16 protein-coding genes and 2 pseudogenes are annotated in these 19535 nt (G+C 71.4%); 8 read left to right on the top strand and 10 right to left on the bottom strand.

What is annotated here, in order from left to right; genetic code table 11:
- Positions 1-73 precede the first annotated feature (73 nt).
- Complete coding sequence (locus tag AB0C99_RS26425) at positions 74-250, bottom strand: thiazolylpeptide-type bacteriocin (protein ID WP_362479772.1); 177 nt, start codon at positions 248-250, stop codon at positions 74-76.
- A 474-nt stretch (positions 251-724) separates the two neighbouring features.
- Here AB0C99_RS26425 and AB0C99_RS26420 point away from each other — a divergent pair, with 474 nt between their 5' ends.
- From AB0C99_RS26420 to AB0C99_RS26410, 3 genes are all read left to right on the top strand, one after another.
- A complete protein-coding gene (locus AB0C99_RS26420; RefSeq protein ID WP_362479769.1) occupies positions 725-1678 on the top strand; it encodes an ABC transporter ATP-binding protein in 954 nt (317 codons plus the stop codon).
- Positions 1679-1686: 8 nt separating this feature from the next.
- Entirely contained in the window at positions 1687-2424 is a 738-nt protein-coding gene (locus AB0C99_RS26415) for an ABC transporter permease (protein WP_362479766.1), read from the top strand.
- A gap of 857 nt (positions 2425-3281) precedes the next feature.
- A complete protein-coding gene (locus AB0C99_RS26410) occupies positions 3282-3887 on the top strand; it encodes a response regulator transcription factor (RefSeq protein WP_362479763.1) in 606 nt (201 codons plus the stop codon).
- A gap of 12 nt (positions 3888-3899) precedes the next feature.
- On the opposite strand, the pseudogene AB0C99_RS26405 reads toward AB0C99_RS26410, so the two are convergent.
- The 4 genes and pseudogenes from AB0C99_RS26405 to AB0C99_RS26390 form a co-directional block, all read right to left on the bottom strand.
- A pseudogene (locus AB0C99_RS26405) lies at positions 3900-4529 on the bottom strand (response regulator transcription factor).
- Positions 4526-5668, bottom strand: coding sequence for a histidine kinase (locus AB0C99_RS26400; protein WP_362479760.1), 1143 nt, complete (start codon positions 5666-5668; stop codon positions 4526-4528). The pseudogene AB0C99_RS26405 and the gene AB0C99_RS26400 overlap by 4 nt, the downstream one beginning before the upstream one ends.
- A 335-nt stretch (positions 5669-6003) precedes the next feature.
- Positions 6004-8280: a TOMM precursor leader peptide-binding protein gene (locus AB0C99_RS26395; protein WP_362479757.1), complete on the bottom strand. Its 2277-nt coding sequence runs from the start codon at positions 8278-8280 to the stop codon at positions 6004-6006.
- On the bottom strand, positions 8277-8432 hold the full coding sequence (locus AB0C99_RS26390; protein ID WP_362479755.1) for a hypothetical protein: 156 nt from the start codon (positions 8430-8432) through the stop codon (positions 8277-8279). The genes AB0C99_RS26395 and AB0C99_RS26390 overlap by 4 nt, the downstream gene beginning before the upstream one ends.
- A gap of 855 nt (positions 8433-9287) precedes the next feature.
- Here AB0C99_RS26390 and AB0C99_RS26385 point away from each other — a divergent pair.
- The 3 genes from AB0C99_RS26385 (at position 9288) to AB0C99_RS26375 (ending at position 12411) form a co-directional block, all read left to right on the top strand.
- Positions 9288-9695: a hypothetical protein gene (locus tag AB0C99_RS26385; RefSeq protein WP_362479752.1), complete on the top strand. Its 408-nt coding sequence runs from the start codon at positions 9288-9290 to the stop codon at positions 9693-9695.
- A 218-nt stretch (positions 9696-9913) separates the two neighbouring features.
- Positions 9914-10081 (top strand): hypothetical protein, encoded by a 168-nt coding sequence (locus AB0C99_RS26380; protein WP_362479749.1) that lies wholly within the window; start codon positions 9914-9916, stop codon positions 10079-10081.
- Positions 10082-10779: 698 nt separating this feature from the next.
- Positions 10780-12411, top strand: coding sequence for an FMN-binding glutamate synthase family protein (locus tag AB0C99_RS26375; protein WP_362479746.1), 1632 nt, complete (start codon positions 10780-10782; stop codon positions 12409-12411).
- 888 nt (positions 12412-13299) lie between these two features.
- Here the strand turns inward: AB0C99_RS26375 and AB0C99_RS26370 are convergent.
- The gene (locus tag AB0C99_RS26370; RefSeq protein WP_362479743.1) at positions 13300-13812 is read right to left on the bottom strand and encodes a hypothetical protein; all 513 of its coding nucleotides are present in this window, start codon (positions 13810-13812) and stop codon (positions 13300-13302) included.
- A 364-nt stretch (positions 13813-14176) separates the two neighbouring features.
- On the opposite strand from AB0C99_RS26370, the gene AB0C99_RS26365 reads away from it, so the two are divergent.
- A complete protein-coding gene (locus AB0C99_RS26365) occupies positions 14177-15115 on the top strand; it encodes a LysR family transcriptional regulator (RefSeq protein WP_362479740.1) in 939 nt (312 codons plus the stop codon).
- 148 nt (positions 15116-15263) lie between these two features.
- Here the strand turns inward: AB0C99_RS26365 and AB0C99_RS26360 are convergent, their stop codons facing one another.
- The 4 genes and pseudogenes from AB0C99_RS26360 to AB0C99_RS26345 all read right to left on the bottom strand — a co-directional run bounded on the left by AB0C99_RS26360 (position 15264) and on the right by AB0C99_RS26345 (position 18673).
- The gene (locus AB0C99_RS26360) at positions 15264-15962 is read right to left on the bottom strand and encodes a thioredoxin domain-containing protein (RefSeq protein ID WP_362479737.1); all 699 of its coding nucleotides are present in this window, start codon (positions 15960-15962) and stop codon (positions 15264-15266) included.
- Positions 15963-16120: 158 nt separating this feature from the next.
- The gene (locus AB0C99_RS26355) at positions 16121-16606 is read right to left on the bottom strand and encodes a MauE/DoxX family redox-associated membrane protein (protein WP_362479734.1); all 486 of its coding nucleotides are present in this window, start codon (positions 16604-16606) and stop codon (positions 16121-16123) included.
- An 898-nt stretch (positions 16607-17504) separates the two neighbouring features.
- Positions 17505-17657 (bottom strand): annotated as a pseudogene (locus AB0C99_RS26350) (AraC family transcriptional regulator); the annotation flags it as partial.
- Between the two features lie 329 nt (positions 17658-17986).
- Complete coding sequence (locus AB0C99_RS26345; protein ID WP_362479731.1) at positions 17987-18673, bottom strand: tetratricopeptide repeat protein; 687 nt, start codon at positions 18671-18673, stop codon at positions 17987-17989.
- Between the two features lie 33 nt (positions 18674-18706).
- On the opposite strand from AB0C99_RS26345, the gene AB0C99_RS26340 reads away from it, so the two are divergent.
- On the top strand, positions 18707-18913 hold the full coding sequence (locus AB0C99_RS26340; protein WP_362479728.1) for a hypothetical protein: 207 nt from the start codon (positions 18707-18709) through the stop codon (positions 18911-18913).
- Positions 18914-19535: the final 622 nt, after the last annotated feature.

Raw genomic sequence — 19535 nt, 5'->3', positions numbered from 1 at the left:
CCTCTCGGGGGGAGACGGGGTGTCCCGCCGCCCCCCGAGCGAGGTCATCCGCCGTGGTCGTCCACGAGGGGGATCAGATGCAGCAGGTGGAGGTCGAGCCGCAGGTGGAGTGCGAGTCGCAGCTGCTGCTGCCGGAGGAGGCGCCCGTCTCCGGGAGCTGCACGGCGTCGCGGACCTCGCCGACTTCCAGGACCTCGAGGTCCAGGCCGTCGAAGTCGATGCCGGCGGCCGGGTTGACGGTGTTCGACATGATGTCTCCTTCAAGAGAATTCGATGATTGCGGCGACTTGCCGCCTTCCAACCTTCCGGATTCGTTCGCCCCGTCCGGCCGGTGACACATTTCTGACACCCATTCCGACGATCCGTCAAATGATCACCAATTCTGATGACGATTGTCAGACGCGACCGGTGACAGAGCGCACAGAAAAGCCCCCGCACCATGACGACTGTCACTCGAAGTTCCGGCTCCACCCGGACCACGACCGGCCCTCACGTCCGGCCCCACTTGAGGAAACCCTTCCCCGAGAGTTTCCGGGCAGACCCCCTCCGACCGTTCTCCGTCATCAATGCAGCAAAACCCGTGACAACTGTCATGGGTCATGCCCGACAAACGAACCTTGGCAAGCACCGATGAAGCGAAATAGGCTCGAATCGCCCTACACGCGCAGAACTGAGCCAAGAGGTGACATTCGTGGAAGCGGAACGCACGGACACGACAAAGGGCGTGAATTCAGGAATTCTCGCGGTCGACGTGCGCGGCTTGCGGGTCCGCTATCCGGGATCGGAAGTCGATGCCGTGGACGGCGTCGACTTCCGGGTGCGTCCGGGCGAGATCGTTGCTCTGCTCGGCCCGAACGGCGCGGGCAAGTCCACGTTGATCGGCACGCTGCTGGACCTCATCGCCCCCACCGAGGGCTCGGTCCGGGTGTACGGGTCCGCCCCGCGCGGCGCCCTCGAGGCGGGCCGGGTCGGCGCGATGCTCCAGACGGCGGGCCTCGCCGAGCAGGTGACGGTGCGGGAGCTGCTCTCCTTCGTCGCCTCGCTGCACCGCGATCCGCTGCCCGTCGCCGAGGCGCTCGCCGCGGCGTCGCTGGAGGACATCGCCGGCCTCCGCGTGGAGAAGCTCTCCGGCGGCCAGCGCCAGCGCGTGCGGTTCGCCTTGACCCTGGTCGGGCGGCCGCAGCTGCTGGTCCTGGATGAGCCGACGAACGAGATGGACGTCGCCTCCCGGCACTCGTTCTGGGGCCAGGTCGGCGCCGCGGCAGCCGACGGCCGGTCCGTCCTGTTCTCCACCCACCACATGAGCGAGGTGGAGCACGCCGCGGATCGGGTCGTCGTCATCGCCCAAGGCCGCACGGTCGCCGACGAGACCCCGCAGGAACTGCGCCGGCGCTCGGGCGGCTCGACCGTCCGGTTCCGCTGCGCCCGGCAGGTCCCGTCCGCGGAGCTGCTCGCGCTGCCCGGCGCGACCGGATGCAGTACGGAGGCCGACACCCTGACCGTGCGCACGACGGACCCCGACGCGACCGTCCGGGCCCTGGTGCACCGTGTGCCGGACAGCTACGACCTCCAAGTGCAGGCGGTGGACCTGGAGGAGGCCTACCTGTCCGTCGTCGCCTCGGCCGCCCGTCGGCCCGGCCCGGCGCCGTCCCCGCTCCCCACCCCTCACGGAGGCTGAACTCCCCCATGGTGTCCTACTTGCTCTTCGAAGTACGGCGCACGCTGCGCAATCCCCGCTTCCTGGTCATGACCCTGCTGATGCCGGTCATGATGAACATCGTCTTCGTCCAGCTCAACAAGGGGCGGTTGGGCGACTCTCCACCAGCCGAGTTCGCCTCGCACTACATGATGAACATGGCGGCCTTCGCGACGGTGTCCGCCTGTCTGTCCACCGCGGGACACCGGCTGTCCCAGGAACGCGGCAGCGGCTGGTTCCAGCAGCTGACGCTGACTCCGCTGACCGCGGCCCAGGTGGTGCTCGGGAAGCTGCTGTCGGCCGTGTCGGTCGGCGTCCCGGCCGTCCTGGCCGTCTTCGTGACCGGCTCACTGTTCAACGGCGTGCGCATGGCACCGGAGCGCTGGGCACTGGCTCTGCTGGTCGTCGCGGTCGGCTCTCTCTCGTTCAGCGCGCTGGGCGTGGTCATCGGCCTGACGACCACGGGCGAGACCAGTTACGCGGCCAGCATGATCGCGTTGATGTTCTTCGCGCTGCTCGGCGGCCTGTGGCTGCCGGCGGAGGTCCTTCCCGGCTGGGTGGCCAGCCTGAGCACCCTGACGCCGTCCTTCCAGGTCGCCGAGTCCGGGCGCACGCTGATCTCCGGCGGGCTGCCCGGCTGGCAGACTCCGGCCGTGTTCGCGGTCTGGACCGCGGCCTTCGCAGCGCTCGCGCTGGCGGCGTTCCGGCGGGCCGCCCGAAAGCGGTGACGCCGGTCCCGGCCGGCCCGGGAGGCCTGGCCGCCCGGTGGCTACGCCCGCCGTTCCGCGGCCCCTCTCCGGGCATCGCCTCCATGGGCACCCCGGCAGAGCCCTGGCCCGCCGACCCGGTCGGGGACCGACTCGACCGCCTCGCGGTCCTGGCCCGGGGCTCCGGCGCTTCGACCGGAAGCCGGGGCGGGGCCGCACCGGCGGAATGGACCGTACTGGAACGGCGGTTGCGGGCGGTGCTGCACGAGGCCCGTTTCGCCGACCCCGGCTACCGCCGGGACGTCCGCCTCGGCGCGGCGCTCGACCGGGCGGTCACCATCCCGCGCGCAGTGGGCGTCCAGGCCGACTGCCGCGTCGTGGAGCACCCGCCGCGGCGGCGGAACCCGTCGCCGGACCGCGACGCCGGGGGACGAGCCGGGCGCCCCGGACGGCCCCGGTGCCCTCGGATCCTTCAACACCCCGGGCACCCTTCGCGCTCTGGGCGCGCTGGACGCCCTGGGGCCCCGCCTGAGAAACGCCTTCGGCTGGGTGCCGGGCGAGTGCACCGCGAACCTCCTGCGGCACAGCACCGCGGACCGGATGCGGATCTCCCTCCGCGTCGGTCCTGCCGGCATCCGTCTCACCATCACCAACAACGGGGCACCGCAGGCCCGGCCGCACTCGCCCGCCGACCCCCTCGGCCCCGGGGCGGGCACCGGACTGGCCAGTATGCTGGCCCAGATGTCCGTTCTGGGCGGGACGCTTCGGACCGACCACCGAGGCACGTGCTTCCAGGTCGTCGCCGAGGCACCAGTCCGCCGCGGGCCCACCGACTCCGTACCGGCTCCGGAGCCGTCCCGACGAGAGGAAGACAACCAGTGATCACCGTCGTGCTCGCGGACGACCAGCGGACCATCGCAGACGCCCTCGGCCAGCTGCTCGACCAGGAGGAGGACATCTCCGTGCTGGCGTTGGCCCACGACGCCGACGAAGCGGTCGCCGCCATCCAGCGCCACCGGCCGGACGTGGCGCTCCTCGACATCGACATGCCGGGCCAGGACGGCCTCGCCGTGACCAAGTGGGTCAAGCAGCAACTCCCCCAGTGCCGTGTGATCATCCTGACCTCCTTCGGTCAGCCGGGCTACCTCACGCGCGCCCTGGCCGCCAAGGCCGACGGCTTCCTGGCCAAGGACGCCGCGGTGGTGGAGATCGTGAGAACCATCCGTCAGGTGGCTGCGGGACAGCGGGTGATCGACGCGACCGTGGCCCTGACGGCCCTGACCGCCGTGCCCAATCCGCTCACCCCGCGCGAACGGGACATGCTGGAGGCCTCGGAGTCGGGTGCTCCGCTCACCGAGGTCGCCGCACGGCTGCATGTCGCGCACGGCACGGTGCGCAACCACCTCTCCTCGGCCATCGCGAAGACAGGCAGCCGGACGCGGGTCGAAGCCGCCCGGGCCGCCCGGGAGCGCGGCTGGCTCTGAGCCGCGCCGTGGTCAGGAGATCCAGCCCGCCTCCCGGGCGATCCTGATGGCATCGATCCGGGTGCGGCCGCCGAGCTTGCTGACGGCCGAGGTCAGGTAGTTGCGGACAGTGCCCTCCGACAGGTGCAGGCCCCGCGCGATGTCGCCCCCCGCTCCCCCGCCGAGGCCAGTTGGAGCACCTCGGTCTCCCCCGCCGTCAGAGGGCACTCCGGACTCTCCCACGCGGACACGGCCGGCTGCGGGTCGATCACCCGCCGGCCGGCGGCGACCGACCGCACGGCGTGGGCCAGTTGCTCGGGCCGGGCATCCTTGAGCAGGTGCCCGCTGACGTGCGTGTCCAGGGCCCGGCGCAGCATCCCGGGCCGTCCGAGGCAAGTCAGCATCAGCGTCCGGCATGTCGGCATCCGGGCCGTGATCTGCGCGGCGGCGCTGAGTCCGTCGATCCCGGGCAGCGCGACGTCGAGCAGGGCCACGTCCGGCGCGTGCTCCAGCACCGCGGGCCGGATGAGGTCGCCCCGGTCGACGTCAGCGACCACCTGGAAAGTCCGGTTCCAGCCCGAGCAGGGCGATCAGGGCGCCACGGACGATGTGCGCGTCCTCGGCGAGCAAGATCCGTATCGGCGACCTCCCGATCCCCGTCATCGAGCGGCCGTTCGCCGCGACAGCCGGCGCAGCATCCTCAGGGGCTGCGGCCCCGGGGCCAGCGCTGCCGACCCGGCCGGAACCGTGGCGACCAGCCGGAAGCGGCCGCCCTCGTGAAGGCCCGAGATGAGGGTGCCCCCCATGGCGCGGACCCGCTGGCCGAGGTTGCCCAGGCCGCTGCCGCCGTTCGGGTCGACCTCGCGCATCGCGGCCTCCGCACCGTCGTTGACCACCGACAGGCGGACCACGCCCTCCTGCTGGACGGCCTCGATGACGCAGGTGCGGACCCGGCTGTGCCGGAGCATGTTCGTCATCGCCTCGCGCAGCACGGTCGCCAGGACGGTGTCCACCGCGGGTGGCAGCGCGCCGCAGGAGACGCTCAGGCGGGTGTCGACCTCGGCGGCCCGCAGCACCTCCCGCGCCGACGCGCACTCCTGAACCAGCGACATGTCCCGGTAGCCGCTGGCCACCATCCGGACGTCCGCCAGCGCCTGCCGGGAGATGTCGAGAACCTGCGAGACCTCTTCGCGGGCCCGCTCGGGGCTGGCGGGCAGCAGCCGGCGGATCAGCTCGCTGCGCAGCGAGATCGCCGAGAGGCTGTAGCCGAGCAGATCGTGCAGGTCGCGGGCGAAGCGCAGCCGTTCGTTGGTCACGGCGAGCCGCGCCAGTTCGCCACGGGTCTCGTGCACGACGACGACCAGCTCGGTCAGCCGGGAGATCCCGTACACGACGATGCCGCCGAGCCAGGTGGACTGGCCCATGTAGAAGACCTCGGCCAGGGGGAGCCCGGCCTGGGCCGCGTAGAGCATCATCAGGACGCCGGTCAGGCCGAAGAGGATCCACCCGATCCGCGGCGGGAGCAGGAGCAGGCAGGAGGCGGCGAAGAGCCCGCCCATGCTGCCCCACTGCCAGTGCAGGACCATCAGCGGAAGGAACGTCAGCGCGGCCTGCGCGGCAAGAGGCACGATCCTGCGGCGCAGCGGCGCCCGCCGGATACCACCCGAGGAGTGCAGGAGCTGCAGCGCGTAGACGGCGAGGACGCCGACCATGCTGGCCAGCACGGCGGTTGTGCCGAGGTGCTCGGCGAGGATGTTGAGGAGCGTGACCGTCAGGTACGACGCGAGGATCGCGTACAGCATGATGCGGGCCAAACGCGGCGCCAGAACATCGGCGGCATCGGCCCGTGTCTGCGGAGTCCGGGCATCATGATCGTCGTTCATTCCCGTCCCCCTGTGCTCCCCAGCCCATATTCCGGACATGATCCTATGGCGTGTCAGCCACCCCTGAGAGCCAACGAAAGGCCCTGCACTGAGGGCCTTTAGACCCTCTCTGAACTGCGACTTCCCTCCTGATCCGGGTCGCGTTGAGCAGTCCCGCCCGGACCGGAGCGATCACCGCTCCGGATGTTTCCCCGACTTCCGCCTGGATTGATCCCGCCTGTCTTCGGCCGGGCGGGGACGACTTCTCCAGGCGCCTAGAGAAAGAGCGGGATCGGGTTGAGGTCCTCGTAGGCGGTCGGCCGCTCCAGCCGCCCCAGCGCCACCGGTACGTCGTACAGCCGGCCGGGTCCGAAGCGGGCCCAGAAGTGCCGCAGCCCCGGCACGACCACCTTGGCGACCGGCAGCCCGATGTCCGGCCGCGTCTGGTCCAGCACCAACACCTCCAGCCCGTGCTTCCGGGCCAGAGCGACGACGGCATCGAGGTCGTCGCGTAGTTCCGTGCTCGGCACGTACACCCGGTCCCCCGGTCCCCGGGCGGGCAGGTCCGCACCGGGCAGCAGGTACGGCTGCCGGGCCACCGTCTCGGTGGTCCACCAGCGGTGGGGTTCTCCGTCACGCAGGGCGTACCCGCTGCCGTCCGGCCCGGCGTCGGCGACGGCGGGCAGTAGCTGGCCCATCTCCGTCATCGCCCGGCGTAGCGCCACGGCGGGGTCGAGGTGGGCGCCGAAGCCGAAGAGCACGTCCTCGGCACGCTTGTCGGTCCTCCGGGACAGCGCCGCGACCACCGGGATGCCGAGGTCGGTGGTGAGGTCCAGGGCCCACACCTCCCGCTGGATCCCCCGGTAGTCCTCCCGCAGCCGAGCAAGCCAGGGCTCGCTCGCGGCGAACGCGTCCAGGTCGACCTCGGGCTGGCGGGTCCGGTTGTACCACCACAGGGCGACCGCGTCCCGCTCGACCAGCTCCAGGAACCCCTGCAGGACCGCGTCCTCCAGACTCCCGCCCGCCGCGTTGCCGTTGGAGTCGGCACGCGGCACGCGCGGGCCGTCGCCCCCGGCGGAGAAGTAGAGCAGGGAGGAGGGCACCAGTCGCTGGCGACTCTGCGTCAGGGACCAGAGGGGGGTCCAGTCCACCCGCTCGTCCTCGTCGAAGGCCTCGGGGACGTGGTGGAAGGCGGAGTGCGCGGCGTTCCACACCTCCCGCTCGCGGTGCTGCCTCTCATCGAACAGCTGGATCTCCGCCGGGTGCACCGCTACGGAGCCCAGCTCGCGGTAGCTCGCGCGCAGCACGGGCTCGTCGCCCTGCCAGGAGCCGGAGTACCGCTCGACCGCCTCGCACAGGGCGCCGACCCGCGCCTCCTCGGGGTTGAGCCCCTTGCCTCCGGACAGCGCTCGCAGCCCGGCTCGCAGCCCGACGAGGCTCTGCGGGGCGAGCGCCAGGTTGGGGCCGGAGACATAGGAGTGCACGAAGGCGGGGCCCCGCGGGTCGCGCCGGATCTCCTTCACGATGCCCGTGACCGGGTCGACCAGATGCCCGTGGCGGTCCAGCATCTGCCGCGGTGTCAGGACTCGGTGGCCGTTGCCCGCGACCGTGCTCTTCGGCTGCGCGGTGAGCACGACCGGCCGCCGCACCCGTTCGGCCACCAGCTCCCGTACGCCGCACTGCGGGCACTGGGGCCGGCGAGCGACTGGGTGCAGTCCGCCCCGCAGGGTCAGCGTGTCGAGGGCGTGGACGGCGTCCTGCCCCGCGTGGCGGATCCCGGCGAGCCACTTGGCCGCCTCCAGAACGGCGACGCTGAGACCGAGGACCCGGCCTGCGGCCAGCGAGGCCTCGGCCCGGGCCGGCGGGCCCGTGGCTCCCAGTGCCTGCTGCACCGCCAGTTCGGCGTGCCGGTGTCCGCGCAGCCGGGCAGCAAGGCAGTGCCAGCAGGGCCCCTCGCCGGGGCGGAAGACCGGGCCCGTCCACGGCTCGGCGCCGACCGGCGCGCCCAGCAGCCACGGACGGGCCGCGGCCCGCTGCCGGGCGTCGATCGCGGCGAGCCGCGGGTCGAGGTAGTCGGCGCACAGCACCAGCGTGAGCGCGGCCCGCTCGGGGTCGTCCACGACCCGGATCCCGGAGCGGCTGCAGGCCTCGGCGGCGGCCTCCCGGTCCGTGCCCGCCAGCGCCAGCATGTACAGCCCGGCCCCGGCCAGTTCCGCCCCGGCCCTCTCTCCGTCGAGCCCGGCCAGGTCCCAGAAGGCCTCGGCCGCCACGTCACCGCCCCGCCCGACGGCCCGTACGAAGCCGCCGCTGATCAGCTCGCGCAACGCGGGCACGACGACGTCCTCGGGCAGCTCCTCGCACGCCTCGGCAAGCACCCGGGCATAGCTGCGCTCCCCGTCGAGGAGCGGCGCGAGCACCTCGGCCGCCATTCCACGCAGGACGGTCACCCCGCGGGACGAGACCAGGCAGACGCCCTCGCCGGGCAGGACACTCACCGTCAGGTGCCGCTTGAAACCGAGCCGCACATCGGCCGCCCCGGACCCGCTCGTCACGCGGCGAGCCCCCGATGTTCGGCCAGGAACGTGAAGGTGAGCAGGGCGACGGCGTCGGTGCGTGCGGCGTCGAGCTCTTCGAAGACGAGACTCCGCTCGTCGTCGCACATGTTCTCCTCGGGCAGCAGCGCGAGCAGCTTGGTGGCGTCCATGAGTTCTCCCGTGTCGCGACGACCCGCAGGTCAGCGGGTCCTTTCGTGGTCGTCACGAAGTCTTCATGATCACTCGCGCCCGACGCCAGTTCCTCAACCTCACCTCCCAGGAATGCGTTCTTCACACCGGCCCGTGTGCTATCGGATCTCGCCCCTGCTTCTGTCGAGACGGACGACGACGGGGACGCTCCATCTGCGCCGGATCCGGCTGGCCCCGGAGTCGGGGACAGCTCATCGAGCCTCGTGACGGGCCGCGGCAGCACCATGCGGTACGGGTCTGGATCTGACAGCCCGCCAAGAGCGGCCATAGATCACGCCTATGCGCCGGAAGGTCGAAGTCGCCTACCTGGGACAGAACGGTCCATATCAGGCTGAAGAATGCAGATCGCGTCGAGCCGGGCCGATCCGAAGAGGCGCGCCCGGAGCGGCTCGTGCCCATCCTTTCCGGGCCTGTCCGGCGGGAGAAGCCGGAACCCGGGAGGGTTGGGCCCCCTTCGGTGGACCTTGACGAGTGAGGATGCCTCTTGCGTTTCAGGACATCAGTGACGATCCCGGCTGCCGTGTGGCGGGTCCCGGGCAGCGGTGCAGCGACGGCGTCGGCCTCCGAGCCGAGCCCGCCGCCCGTCCGGCCAAGAGAGCTTCATTCAACGCCTGGGAGGTCAGCGGTGTCGGATCCGCCACGTGCACGAGTCCGGGTGACATCGGGAACGTCCGCGTGAAGGCGACGTCCTGCCGGAGCATGGTCAGTCCCGTCCGCCACGGACCATGGGCCGGCGACGGAGTGACATCCACGCGCGTCTGCCCGCCCCTCGGCGGGGCCACCGTCACCTCGGTCGGATACGAGGGGAACCACACGTGAGCCGGCCCACCACCGAACAACACGTCAACGGTTCCCCGGACGAGGAGGCCCTCGCGAGGCATCACCCGATCCGCCGGCGCGGGTCAGCGGTCCTGAGCGCCGCGGCCGTAGCCGTCACGCTCGGCGTCGGAGGGGCCTTGACGGCACCCGATCAGGCCTCGGACGACCGCCCTCATCCGCGGCACGCCTGCACCACCGTGCAGGTCCGGGGCGGCGGCGCGGGCGCATGCTCCGGGATCGGCAGGGCCGGAGACTTCCGCGCGAAGGTGACCTGCCGCCAGAACCGCGTCGACCATGTCCGGTACGGGCCCCGGGTCGGGAGCGGTCAGATCTCGATCGGCGCCTGCTCGCCCCTCGTCGGGGCCACCGTCTCGTCGATCGGCACCGAGGTCCACACCGGCTGACTCGCGCATACCCAGCCCGCCGAGGAGACACCCGTACACGACCCTCGGAGCGGACCCCGTAGATCCTCCGGCCTACCCCGAGACACTCCTGGGGCGCGGGGCGGCGCAGACCGCGGGCCAGAGGCCCGATCGGCGGGCGGCCGACACGCAACGCAGCCCGGGCTCCTTCAGAGGGATGCGTTCCGGGCGTCAGCACGACTGCTTCCACTGGAGAACCGATGCCCACATTCCTTGCCGGCTCCGGCGCCCGCGCCATCGCTGACGGCATCCCGCCGGAGGCCACAGGCCCCGGGCGCACGGTCCTGATCGCCGCCATAGCAGGTCACCTGCTGGTGACGGGACTGCTGACCATCCGGCGCATCAGGCACCACCGCTCCCAGCGGTGAGGGCCGCAGCACCGGATCCGCCCCCCGCACGACCTCATCAGTCACCACTCGACAGCGAGGCTCTCATGCATCACCCGCACGACTGCCCTTCCCACCGGGCGCAGAACAAGGACGCGACCGGGTCTCCCCACCGAGGGGTCACCGCTCCAGACACGTCACCTACGGAGCACCGCCTCGACGGCCACACGGACGACACCCACCCCGGCACCGAACGCCGTCCCTCCTCGCGCCGTCGCTTCAGCGACGAGCACTCCGCCGACCACTCACCCGAGCACCTCACGCCCCTGTGGAGCGCGGCCGACGACTACACACTCCTCCTACGCGTAGCCGCACACCTCAAAGCCGACATCGCCGCCGAAGAGAAAGCGGACCGGAGCAGTCGGCACACAGACCACAGGCACGAGCGATGAACCGGCCCCGGTCCCTCGGGCTGCGTGACGCAGGCTCCCGAGGGGCCGGGGGCAGGCCCCCAGCGGCACGTTCGCCGCAACGGCCGGACAGTTTGGGTAGGACGCCGTCCGGACCGGGGACACGCTCGGCCGACCAGGTGTGTGAGGCCGCGCTCGCTCCTCCCCCGGTACCAGGGGAGGCCTATGGGTGCAGAGGTCTCCGCGGGATTCCCGAACGGGCGATGTGCGGAGAAGGTCGAAGGGACCCACATCACGACCGGGAGTGTCATCCGTCTCATGAAATGCCTCATGAAGGTCGCTCGCTATTCCGCACTGGCTGTGGCTGCCGCCGTCGCCGCACTGAGCGGTGTGGCGTGCTTCCTCCTTTCTCCATGGTGGACGCCGGTAGCGGTGCTCTCGGGCGTCCTCACCTTGCAGGGCGTATACGACCTGTGTCAGCGCGAGCACGCGATTCTGCGCAGCTACCCTCTGCTCGGGCACTTTCGGTTCTGGCTGGAGCATTTCCGTCCGGCGATACGCCAGTATTTCGCGGAGTCCAATGTGAACGGCACGCCGTTCCCACGGGACGTGCGCGCAGTGGTCTACCAGCGGGCCAAGGGCGTTCCGGCCGAGAAGGCCTTCGGTACCGAGCGGAGCGTGTACGACTCGGGGCACGAGTTCTTCGCCACCTCCATGGCTCCCGTCCCGGTACCCGCGAAGCCCCCCACGGTTCGCGTGGGCGGGCCGGCGTGTGCGCACCCGTACGACATGCCGTTGCTGAACGTCTCGGCGATGAGTTTCGGCGCGCTCTCCGGCCAGGCGGTCCAAGCGCTGGGCGAGGGGGCCCGCGCGGGCGGGTTCGCGCAGGACACAGGTGAAGGCGGACTGTCCCGGCATCACTTCGCCGGGGGCGCGGATCTCATCTGGCAGATAGGCACGGGGTACTTCGGGTGTCGCACGCCGGACGGTGCCTTCGATCCGCACGGCTTCGCCGTCACAGCGGCTCGGGAACAGGTCAAGTGCATCCTGCTGAAGCTGTCCCAGGGTGCGAAGCCCAGCATGGGAGGGGTACTGCCCGGCGCGAAGGTGAACGCGGAGATCGCCCGCACGCGGGGCGTACCGCAGGGGAAGACCGTCATCTCGCCGCCCGCCCACCCTTCCTGTTCCACGCCGCGCGAGTTGGTGCGCTTCGTCGCCCGACTGCGCACGCTGTCGGGTGGGAAGCCCATCGGGATCAAGCTGTGCGTCGGGTCGAGACTGCAGTTCCTGGCCCTGTGCAAGGCCATGGTCGAGGAGGGGTCCGCTCCCGACTTCATCGTGGTGGACGGGGCAGAGGGCGGCACGGGCGCGGCGCCGCTCGAATTCGCCGACGCCATGGGCCTGCCGCTGACGGACGGTCTGACGACCGTGCACAACGCACTCGTCGGATGCGGTCTGCGTGACCAGGTCAAGATCGGCGCCAGCGGCAAGATCGCCACGGGCAGCGACATCGTCGCCCGGCTCGTCCAGGGGGCCGACTTCACCAACTCGGCCCGCGCCATGATGCTCGCCCTCGGTTGCATCCAGGCCCAGCAGTGCCACACGAACGCCTGCCCGAGCGGCGTGGCCACCCAGGACCCTCTGCGGGCCCGGGCTCTGCACGTCGGCGACAAGGCCGCACGCATCCGCCGCTTCCAGGAGTCGACCGTTCGGAGCGCCCAGCACGTCATGGCGGCGCTCGGCGCGAGCACCGCCGCGGATCTGCGTCCCGCGATGCTCCGCCGTCGGCTGCCCGACGGGCTGAGCCGTGGCTACGACGAGCTGTACGAGTGGCCCGACGAGGGTTCGCTCCTCACCGCACCGCCCTCGGGGTGGGCATACGACTGGGATCGGGCGGACCCCGACAGCTTCGCCCCACGGACTTCCTGGGATCCGAAGCGCTCGACGGTTCCGTCGACCTGACGGAACGGCCTGACCGGTTCCTGCGGCGCCGCACGGTCGCCGCAGGTCACGCACCGCGTCGCCCCCCGGAGACAGAGGAAGCAGACCTTTCCCTTCGAAGGCGCCTGGCTCCGGTCGGGCCGTGTCGGGCGCTCAGGTCTGGCATCGCGTGCAGGGCCTGAACGCTGATTCCATGCCCTGACCCCCCTGGCCCCCTGGCCGCTGACCACTGACCGCGGGACCGATCAGTCCGAGGAACTCCGGCCCGCAGAGGAGGAAGAGAGAATGAGTACCAGTCAAAGCTCGGGGCTCGGTGTTCCGGCGCCGACCACGCTCCCCGGCCGGCGTGCGGTTCGGCGTATGTCGAGCACCACCGGTTCGTCGCACATCTCCGCGGACGCGCGGATTCGTCTCATGGCGGCCTACTCCCGGGCCCCGCTCGAGCACGTCGCGTCGGCGACGCTTCGTGCCGCGCTGCTTCAATCCTGGTCCCAGCTGTCACGGTCGGCGACGCGTGCACGACGGCACACAGCCGCACCGGAGGGGATTCCCGGAGCCCGCGTTCTCCCCGATGGGCCTGCGGGGCCGACCTCGTCTCCGCGCGATGCGACGTAGGGCACCAGGCGCCGGATCCCCCTGTCCGTCGCCGTGCGCCCGGGAGGTCGTGGCCGCCAGAGCACCGGTCTATGGGTCCACAGAGTCGGGCGGGCTGCCGTGGCGGAGCGACAGCCTGGACGATTCCGGGATGAAGATCCATCCGCGCGATCACGGTTCAGACACCGCGTCCGCGCCTTCCCCCGCCGGCCCACCGGCCGACGTCAGACGCCATGATGGTCCGGCCCGCCGCCGAGCGGGGGTGAGCCGCATGTTCCCGCGCCGTGGGCCACGTCCGGAGGGACACGGCCCTCACTACTCTTCCGCAGGGCTGTCGCCGTCTCCCATGTCGGCGAGGATCCGGTGGGCGGCTTCGGTGGCCCGTCCACCGGCTTTGGCTCCGACCGCTTCCAGGAGCCCCTTGCGCCGGGCGAGCTGAAGGTGGGACTTGACCGTTCCCAGTGGCAGACCCGTGATGTCGACGAGCCGCTTGACGGGCACGCGGTCCCCGGAATCCACCAGCCGTTCGTAGCGGAGCGCCAGCGCCGCCAGATAGGGGTCATCGGGCCGCTTCGCGGCAGTCAGCAGCGTGTCGACCTGGCGGGCGCGGGGGTATCGCCGCTCCTCGCGCTCCTGGTCCCCCAGCAGTGCCACCGCTTCCGAGGGGCGGACCTCACGCAGCACGGTCGTCGTCACCCCGCGGGCGATGGCCGCGGGGTCGCCTCCCGGCACGGGCTGGATGACCACATGACTGGGGGCCGACCCCGCGGTGCCGTGCCGGAAGAAGTGCCATGCCTCGAAGTTGCCGTGGGCGAGCTCTTCGCGCACCCAGGTTCCCTCCCCCTCGACGCACGCCTCCACGGAAGGGGGTGGCTGCGCGGCTCGTGTCACACGCATGCGCTGTGACCCTCCGGCCATGCGCACCACCCCCTTATCAATCCGGATGTGTCGAGTCCGGATGATATCACCGGGCACGGACCGGACCGATCTGCGCATGTCCATAGGACCTGCACCGCGAAGGCACTCGATTGACATATCCGGATGAGACATGTCTAGCTGTAACAGGCTGGACAGCCGCTGCCGGGACCGAGCTCCCGCCACGACCCGGTGCAGCAGCTTCCCCTCCCCCGCCGAGAGCCCGTGGCATGAGAGCCCAGGCCGCAGGCACCCCGCACTACCCACAGGTACCCGTATGCGCATCTCGACCCGAGTCCCCGATCTCTCCGCCCTCGACCTCCTCCTCAGCGTCATCGAGCTCGGCAGTCTCGGCCGGGCCGCTCAGGCGCACGGCATCAGCCAGCCCTCCGCCAGCTCCCGTATCCGCTACCTGGAACAGCTCGTGGGCGCACCCGTGCTGCGACGGACCAGCCTGGGATCCACGCCGACCACCGAGGGCAGAGCCATCGCACTCATCGCGCGAGAAGTGATCGCGGCCGCACAGTGCCTGGACGCCGAGATCTCACAGCTGCGGTCCCGCCGCGATGCCCATCTGCAGGTCGCGGCGAGCCAGACGATCGTCGAGTACCTGTTCCCTCAGTGGCTGAAGGAGCTCCGCGCAGACAGTCCGCAGACGGCGGTCACTCTTGACGCCTGCAATTCGGCGCAGGTCGTCACCGCCCTGGAGGAAGGGCGGGCCCAGCTGGGTTTCATGGAGAGCCCCTGCCCGCCCCAGGAACTCGACCGGCAGACCGTGGCGCGGGACGAACTGCTGATCGTCGTCTCGCCCCAGCACCCCTGGGCACGCCGTACGGCGATCACCGTCGAGGAGCTGGCCGACGCGACGCTGCTCCAGCGAGAGGTGGGATCCGGCGCCCGCACCGCGTTCGAGCGGGCCCTCAAGGCCCCGGTGCCCCAGTGGCAGCCGACGACGCCGCTCGAACTGTCATCGACCGCAGCGATCAAGAGCGCGGCGGTGCGGGGCCTCGCCCCCGCGGTGCTCAGTTCGCTCGCTGTCACCCAGGAGGTCAAGACCGGTGCACTGACGGCGGTGAAGGTCACGGGACTGCGCATACAACGCTCGCTCCTCGCGGTCTGGCCGACCGGGCAACGCCTCACCGGCCCCTCCCGCCAGCTCCTCGCCATCGCCCGCCGGACGGCGCACCGGCAGATGCGAAGGGGCGGGACCGTCTGACACCGCACGGCACCGGACGGGACGGGGCGACGCCTGCCGGCCGGCAACCGGATGCCGCGTCGGGGTACGACGGCCCGTCCTGTCGCCGCCGGCTCCTCGCAGTCGGGGCCGACGGCGTCGCGCCGGCCCCCTGAGCTCATCGGCGGTCTCACCCGGCGGTGGTGCCGTCCTTCGCCTGTGCTGCCCCTTCCACGAGTTCGGCCAGCCACTGCGGTGTGAGCGGACGCCGCCTGTCCCGCACCAGGTCCTTGCCCCGGAAGATCACAGCGGGCGTCGCCTGAATCCGAGTCTGCTCGTCGAATCGCTCCTGGACGGCGTTCACCCACGGACCGTGCGTGTCCTCCAGGACCGCCTCGTCGAACGCGGTCGAGCGCAGTCCGGGCACCTGGCCGGCGAGGTCCAGGAGGAAACGGCGGTCCTTGAACGAATCGACCCTCTCCTCCTCCGGAGGATGGGAGAACAGCACGTCGTGGAATTCCCGGAAGTGCCCGGCGTCCTGAGCCGCGGCGAGTGCGTTCGCCCCCGCCTTCGAGCCCTCGCCTCCGACGATCCGGTCGACGAAGGACAGAATGTGGTACTCGATACGGAGTTTCCCGTCGTCCTCAAGGCGTTTGATCGTGGGGTTCAGGGTCCTTTCGAGCTCGGCGCAGCCCGGGCAGCGCGCGTCTTCGTACACCGTGAGCGTGACCGGGGCGTCCTCGCGGCCGACGGGGATCACGAGATGGCCGTCGCCGATCGCACCCGCGGGCACGACCACCGGTCGGCCGCCGTCCTTGGCTCCGGACTGCACTGCGATGGACACGCCGACGGCGACTGCGAGCCCCGCGCAGACACTGGCGATCTTCACGGCGCCGCGGCGGCGGTGCCTACGCCGCTCGGCGCTCCGCCGCTGCTCACGCAGCTCGTCGCGGGCGGCGTACCGGGATGTGGGGGAAGGACTCATGGTTCCTCTCAGGAGCTGTGCGGAGCCGCCGGACTTCCGCTGCGCCGGCGGAGTGGGGATGATCAGAAGGATCCGGAGGCCGCAGCCGCGCGTGGCAAGCGCCTGAGGGACAACCAGAGGCTGACGGCGAGCAGGCCGAAGTCCCGCGCGAGTTCGGTCGGGTAGTGGGCCTCGGCGGGCTCCACCTCACCGCCGCCACCGAAGCATCCGCAGTCGATGCTCAGCCCGCGGGCCCACGCCTGGGCGATCCCGATGGTGAACACCACGAGTAGAGCGCTGGAGAGCACTGCTCCGAGACGGCCCCCCGTTCCCGCGAGGAGCAGCACGGCGGCGCCGATCTCCAGCGCCGGCAGTCCGTACGCGAACGGCTCGACCCATGGTTCGGGAAGGACCCGGAACGCACGGACCGCCTGCACCGACGCCCGCTGATCGAGGAGTTTCGCGCAGCCGGCCCAGCACCAGGTGCCGGCCAGTGCCAGACGCGCGAGGAAGGAGAGGCGCCGCGTCCAGCGGCGCGACGGGGACGGGGGGTGTCTCAGTGATTGCATGGCAGCTTTCTGCATCGGCACCGCGTGGCGGTCCGCCTCGGGCCCGCTCCTCCCGCGACCGCTGCCGCGGAGCGCGGGAAGGCGGGATGCGTGGTCTCGCGGATGCCTCAGTGTTCCGGTGGACGCGGCCGGTGAGGAGCCCGAGCCCGCGCAGGGATGCAGAGGACCAACCTTGGCCTGGATCCGCGTGGCGCGGGTCCGCCGGCGTCCACGTCAGAGCGTGGATCTATGGATGCCCTGCCTCGGACGGGCTGCCAGGCATGCCAGCCAGCGGCGAGGATCGTCACCAGGACGACCTGTCCTGAACCTCCGTCCAAGCACACACCGGCCCAACGGGGCGAGGCGACCACCGCCAGTCGGCCGCCGTGTCCAGAAGGTCCGGTTCCCCGGTGCGCTCCCTTCGTGCGGGAGACATACGCACCTCGCTGAGCCGCCGCGTCCGAGGAAACCTGTGGAGTGCGCCCTGATTCCGCCCCCGGGTGTACTTCAGCACCTCGGCCGGCCGGCCCCGCTGCCCCGGCCCCCCAGCCGGGGCAGCGGGGTGAAACAGAACTGCCTCCCGTAGGTAGGTCGGCAGAGCACCGGCACGCCATGGGGCGCATGGGCGCGCTCCTCAGCTCGGCAGAGCATCATCATGTCCGGGAGGGGAACGGCCAGCCGCGGCGCGGTGCGCTGGCGCTCACTCCACTCGCTCTGGGTGGCGGCCGTGAGGTGACGAGATGCCCTTCGCCCGCCTCCAACGCCTGGCGCGGCCCCGGGTGGGAGCGGGCCGTTCCGCGGGCCTCCGCGCGGGCGGTCGCCAGCCGGAGCGACGGCTGGCCGACGCGCCGAGGGCCAGGGCTCCACCGTTGTCAGAGGAGATGACGGAGACGGGCGGCATGACGAAGAACGCAGCGGACTACGCCTGGTGCGCCTCCAGCCCGAATCGGGCTTTGTACGCCGACGGGGTGATGCCGGTCTCGCGGCGCATCAGCGCGCGCAGGTTGGCGGCGGTACCGAGCCCGCTGCGGCGCGCGACCGCCTCGATGCGAACCTCGCCGCGCTCGGACATGGTCGCCGGCGAGGGTGCGGACCGCATCGAGGCCGGCACTGACCGGACCGACGTTCCGATGGCCGCCCACTTCGCGAGGGCCGGCTACCCGATCGCCCAGGAACGCATCGATCTGATCTGCCCCAGAGACAGGAGTCCCGGGGCTCGGAGTGCGACAACCCCGAGCCCCGCAACTCGCACACGACAGCGGCGGGACGGACAGCGACCCAGCAGGACGGCGACCACGCGACGGCCCGGCTGTACGACACGGAGGAGAGCGGTGGCCACCCAGCGGCCGCCCGACTGCCCGGCGGTGCACGTTCTTCCAGCCCCGGCCGGGGGGTGAGCGCCTACGGTGATCCGGGCTCGCCCTCGGTCGGTGGGAGCCCGGTGATGAAGGTGCGGATGTCGTCGGCCTGTGGGACGGCGAGAGCCGTGTAGTGGTCGAGGGCCTGTCGGGCGTGGTCGTGGGCGAGGGCGATGCGGCCGAGGTCGCGGTGGACGTGTGCCAGGCCGTCATGGGCGCGGGCCTGCTCGGGGCGGTAGCTGAACTCGCGGGCGACGGCCAGCGCCGTCTCGTACTCGGTCGCTGCCTGGGCGAGGTCGCCCATGGACCGCGCGGCTTCCGCGAGGGCGTTGAGGGACTCCGCCTCGTCTCCGGGGAAGTCGAACCTGCGGCTCAGCTCCAGTGCCTGCTGGTGCTGGTGCCGGGCCTCCTCGTAGTGGCCTTCCCGTTGGTGGAGCAGCCCGATGTTGTTCAGCACGATGGTCTCGCCGATGCGGGATCCCGCCTGCCGGTACACGCGTAGCGCTTGCCGATGGTGGTCGTGGGCGTCCTCGTACCGCCCCCGGCGTTCATGGATGATGCCGAGGTCGGTCAGGCATCTGGCCTCTCCGGCGCGGTCGCCGAGCTCGCGGAAGAGCACCAGGGACTGCGCGCAGTACCCGATCCAACCCCGCCCACCCAGTCCCCTTCCCCAGGCCCGTCCTCGTCGCCCAGCGCAGCGCCCGCTCCGAAACCCACTCCCACCGCGCACACCGCTGACCCCCGCCCGACCGAAGCAGGCCCCGTGGGCACATCGGAGGGCGGACCGGAAGGCCCCGCCCCCACCGGCCAACTCGCCCACTCCGGCAGCGACGCCGCCGTGACATGGACCCTCACCGGCGCGGGAGCACTCCTCGTCCTGGGCACCACGCTCGTCGCCGTCCACCGCACCCGCAACAACCGGAGCAGCCACCCGACGGAGTCCTGCCCGGACTCCAGCCATGGCACATGACCACGGACACCCTCGGCAGCTCTCGGCTCAAGTAGTCCGCAGGGATTCGGTGCGTCAGAGCAACGGGCAGCGCGCCAGAGCGCACGGGCCTGGCCGCATTGTTCTGATCGCTCGCCGCCACAGGTCACCTTGCCGGTGACGGGACTGCTGACCGCATGACACGGCGGCGCCACCTCACCCCACGGGACTCCGCGCAAAACCAGTCAACAACGCGAAAGTGAGGCTCCTATGCGCCACCAGCAGAACACGTCTTCCCTCCCGGCACGGGGCGAAAGCACCACCGCCCGTCACGGGCGGGGAGCCAGCACTCCAGACACCTCTCCTCGGGATCTCCCCCTCGACCCTCACGAGAGTGACATCCACCGTGACACGGCGCGGCATGGCCTGCCGAGCCGCGCCTGCACGCACGCGCAGTCCACCGCGCACTCCCCTGAACCGTCGGCGTCCGGCTGGGTCTCGGACGACGACACCCTGCTGCTCCGCGTCCTCGCACACCTCAAAGCAGAGATGCCCGCCGACGATCCCCAGAACCCGTAATCCGCCTCGCTCACGGCGCCGGAAGCGCTGGCCTCGCCGCCGGATTCCGCCACCGCGCGGCAAACGCGGTGACGGAGTAGCGGCG

The sequence above is a fragment of the Streptomyces sp. NPDC048659 genome (assembly GCF_040650575.1).
GTDB lineage: Bacteria > Actinomycetota > Actinomycetes > Streptomycetales > Streptomycetaceae > Streptomyces.
This window is presented reverse-complemented; position numbering and strand designations above follow the sequence as displayed.

Excerpts from the sequence above, each read along its gene's own strand:
- AB0C99_RS26380 (WP_362479749.1), top strand. The coding sequence starts at position 9,914 with ATGCCCACATTCCTTGCCGGCTCCGGCGCCCGCGCCATCGCTGACGGC.
- AB0C99_RS26425 (WP_362479772.1), bottom strand. The coding sequence starts at position 250 with ATGTCGAACACCGTCAACCCGGCCGCCGGCATCGACTTCGACGGCCTG.
- AB0C99_RS26355 (WP_362479734.1), bottom strand. The coding sequence starts at position 16,606 with ATGCAATCACTGAGACACCCCCCGTCCCCGTCGCGCCGCTGGACGCGG.
- AB0C99_RS26365 (WP_362479740.1), top strand. The coding sequence starts at position 14,177 with ATGCGCATCTCGACCCGAGTCCCCGATCTCTCCGCCCTCGACCTCCTC.
- AB0C99_RS26390 (WP_362479755.1), bottom strand. The coding sequence starts at position 8,432 with ATGGACGCCACCAAGCTGCTCGCGCTGCTGCCCGAGGAGAACATGTGC.
- AB0C99_RS26400 (WP_362479760.1), bottom strand. The coding sequence starts at position 5,668 with ATGCTGTACGCGATCCTCGCGTCGTACCTGACGGTCACGCTCCTCAAC.
- AB0C99_RS26415 (WP_362479766.1), top strand. The coding sequence starts at position 1,687 with ATGGTGTCCTACTTGCTCTTCGAAGTACGGCGCACGCTGCGCAATCCC.
- AB0C99_RS26375 (WP_362479746.1), top strand. The coding sequence starts at position 10,780 with ATGAAGGTCGCTCGCTATTCCGCACTGGCTGTGGCTGCCGCCGTCGCC.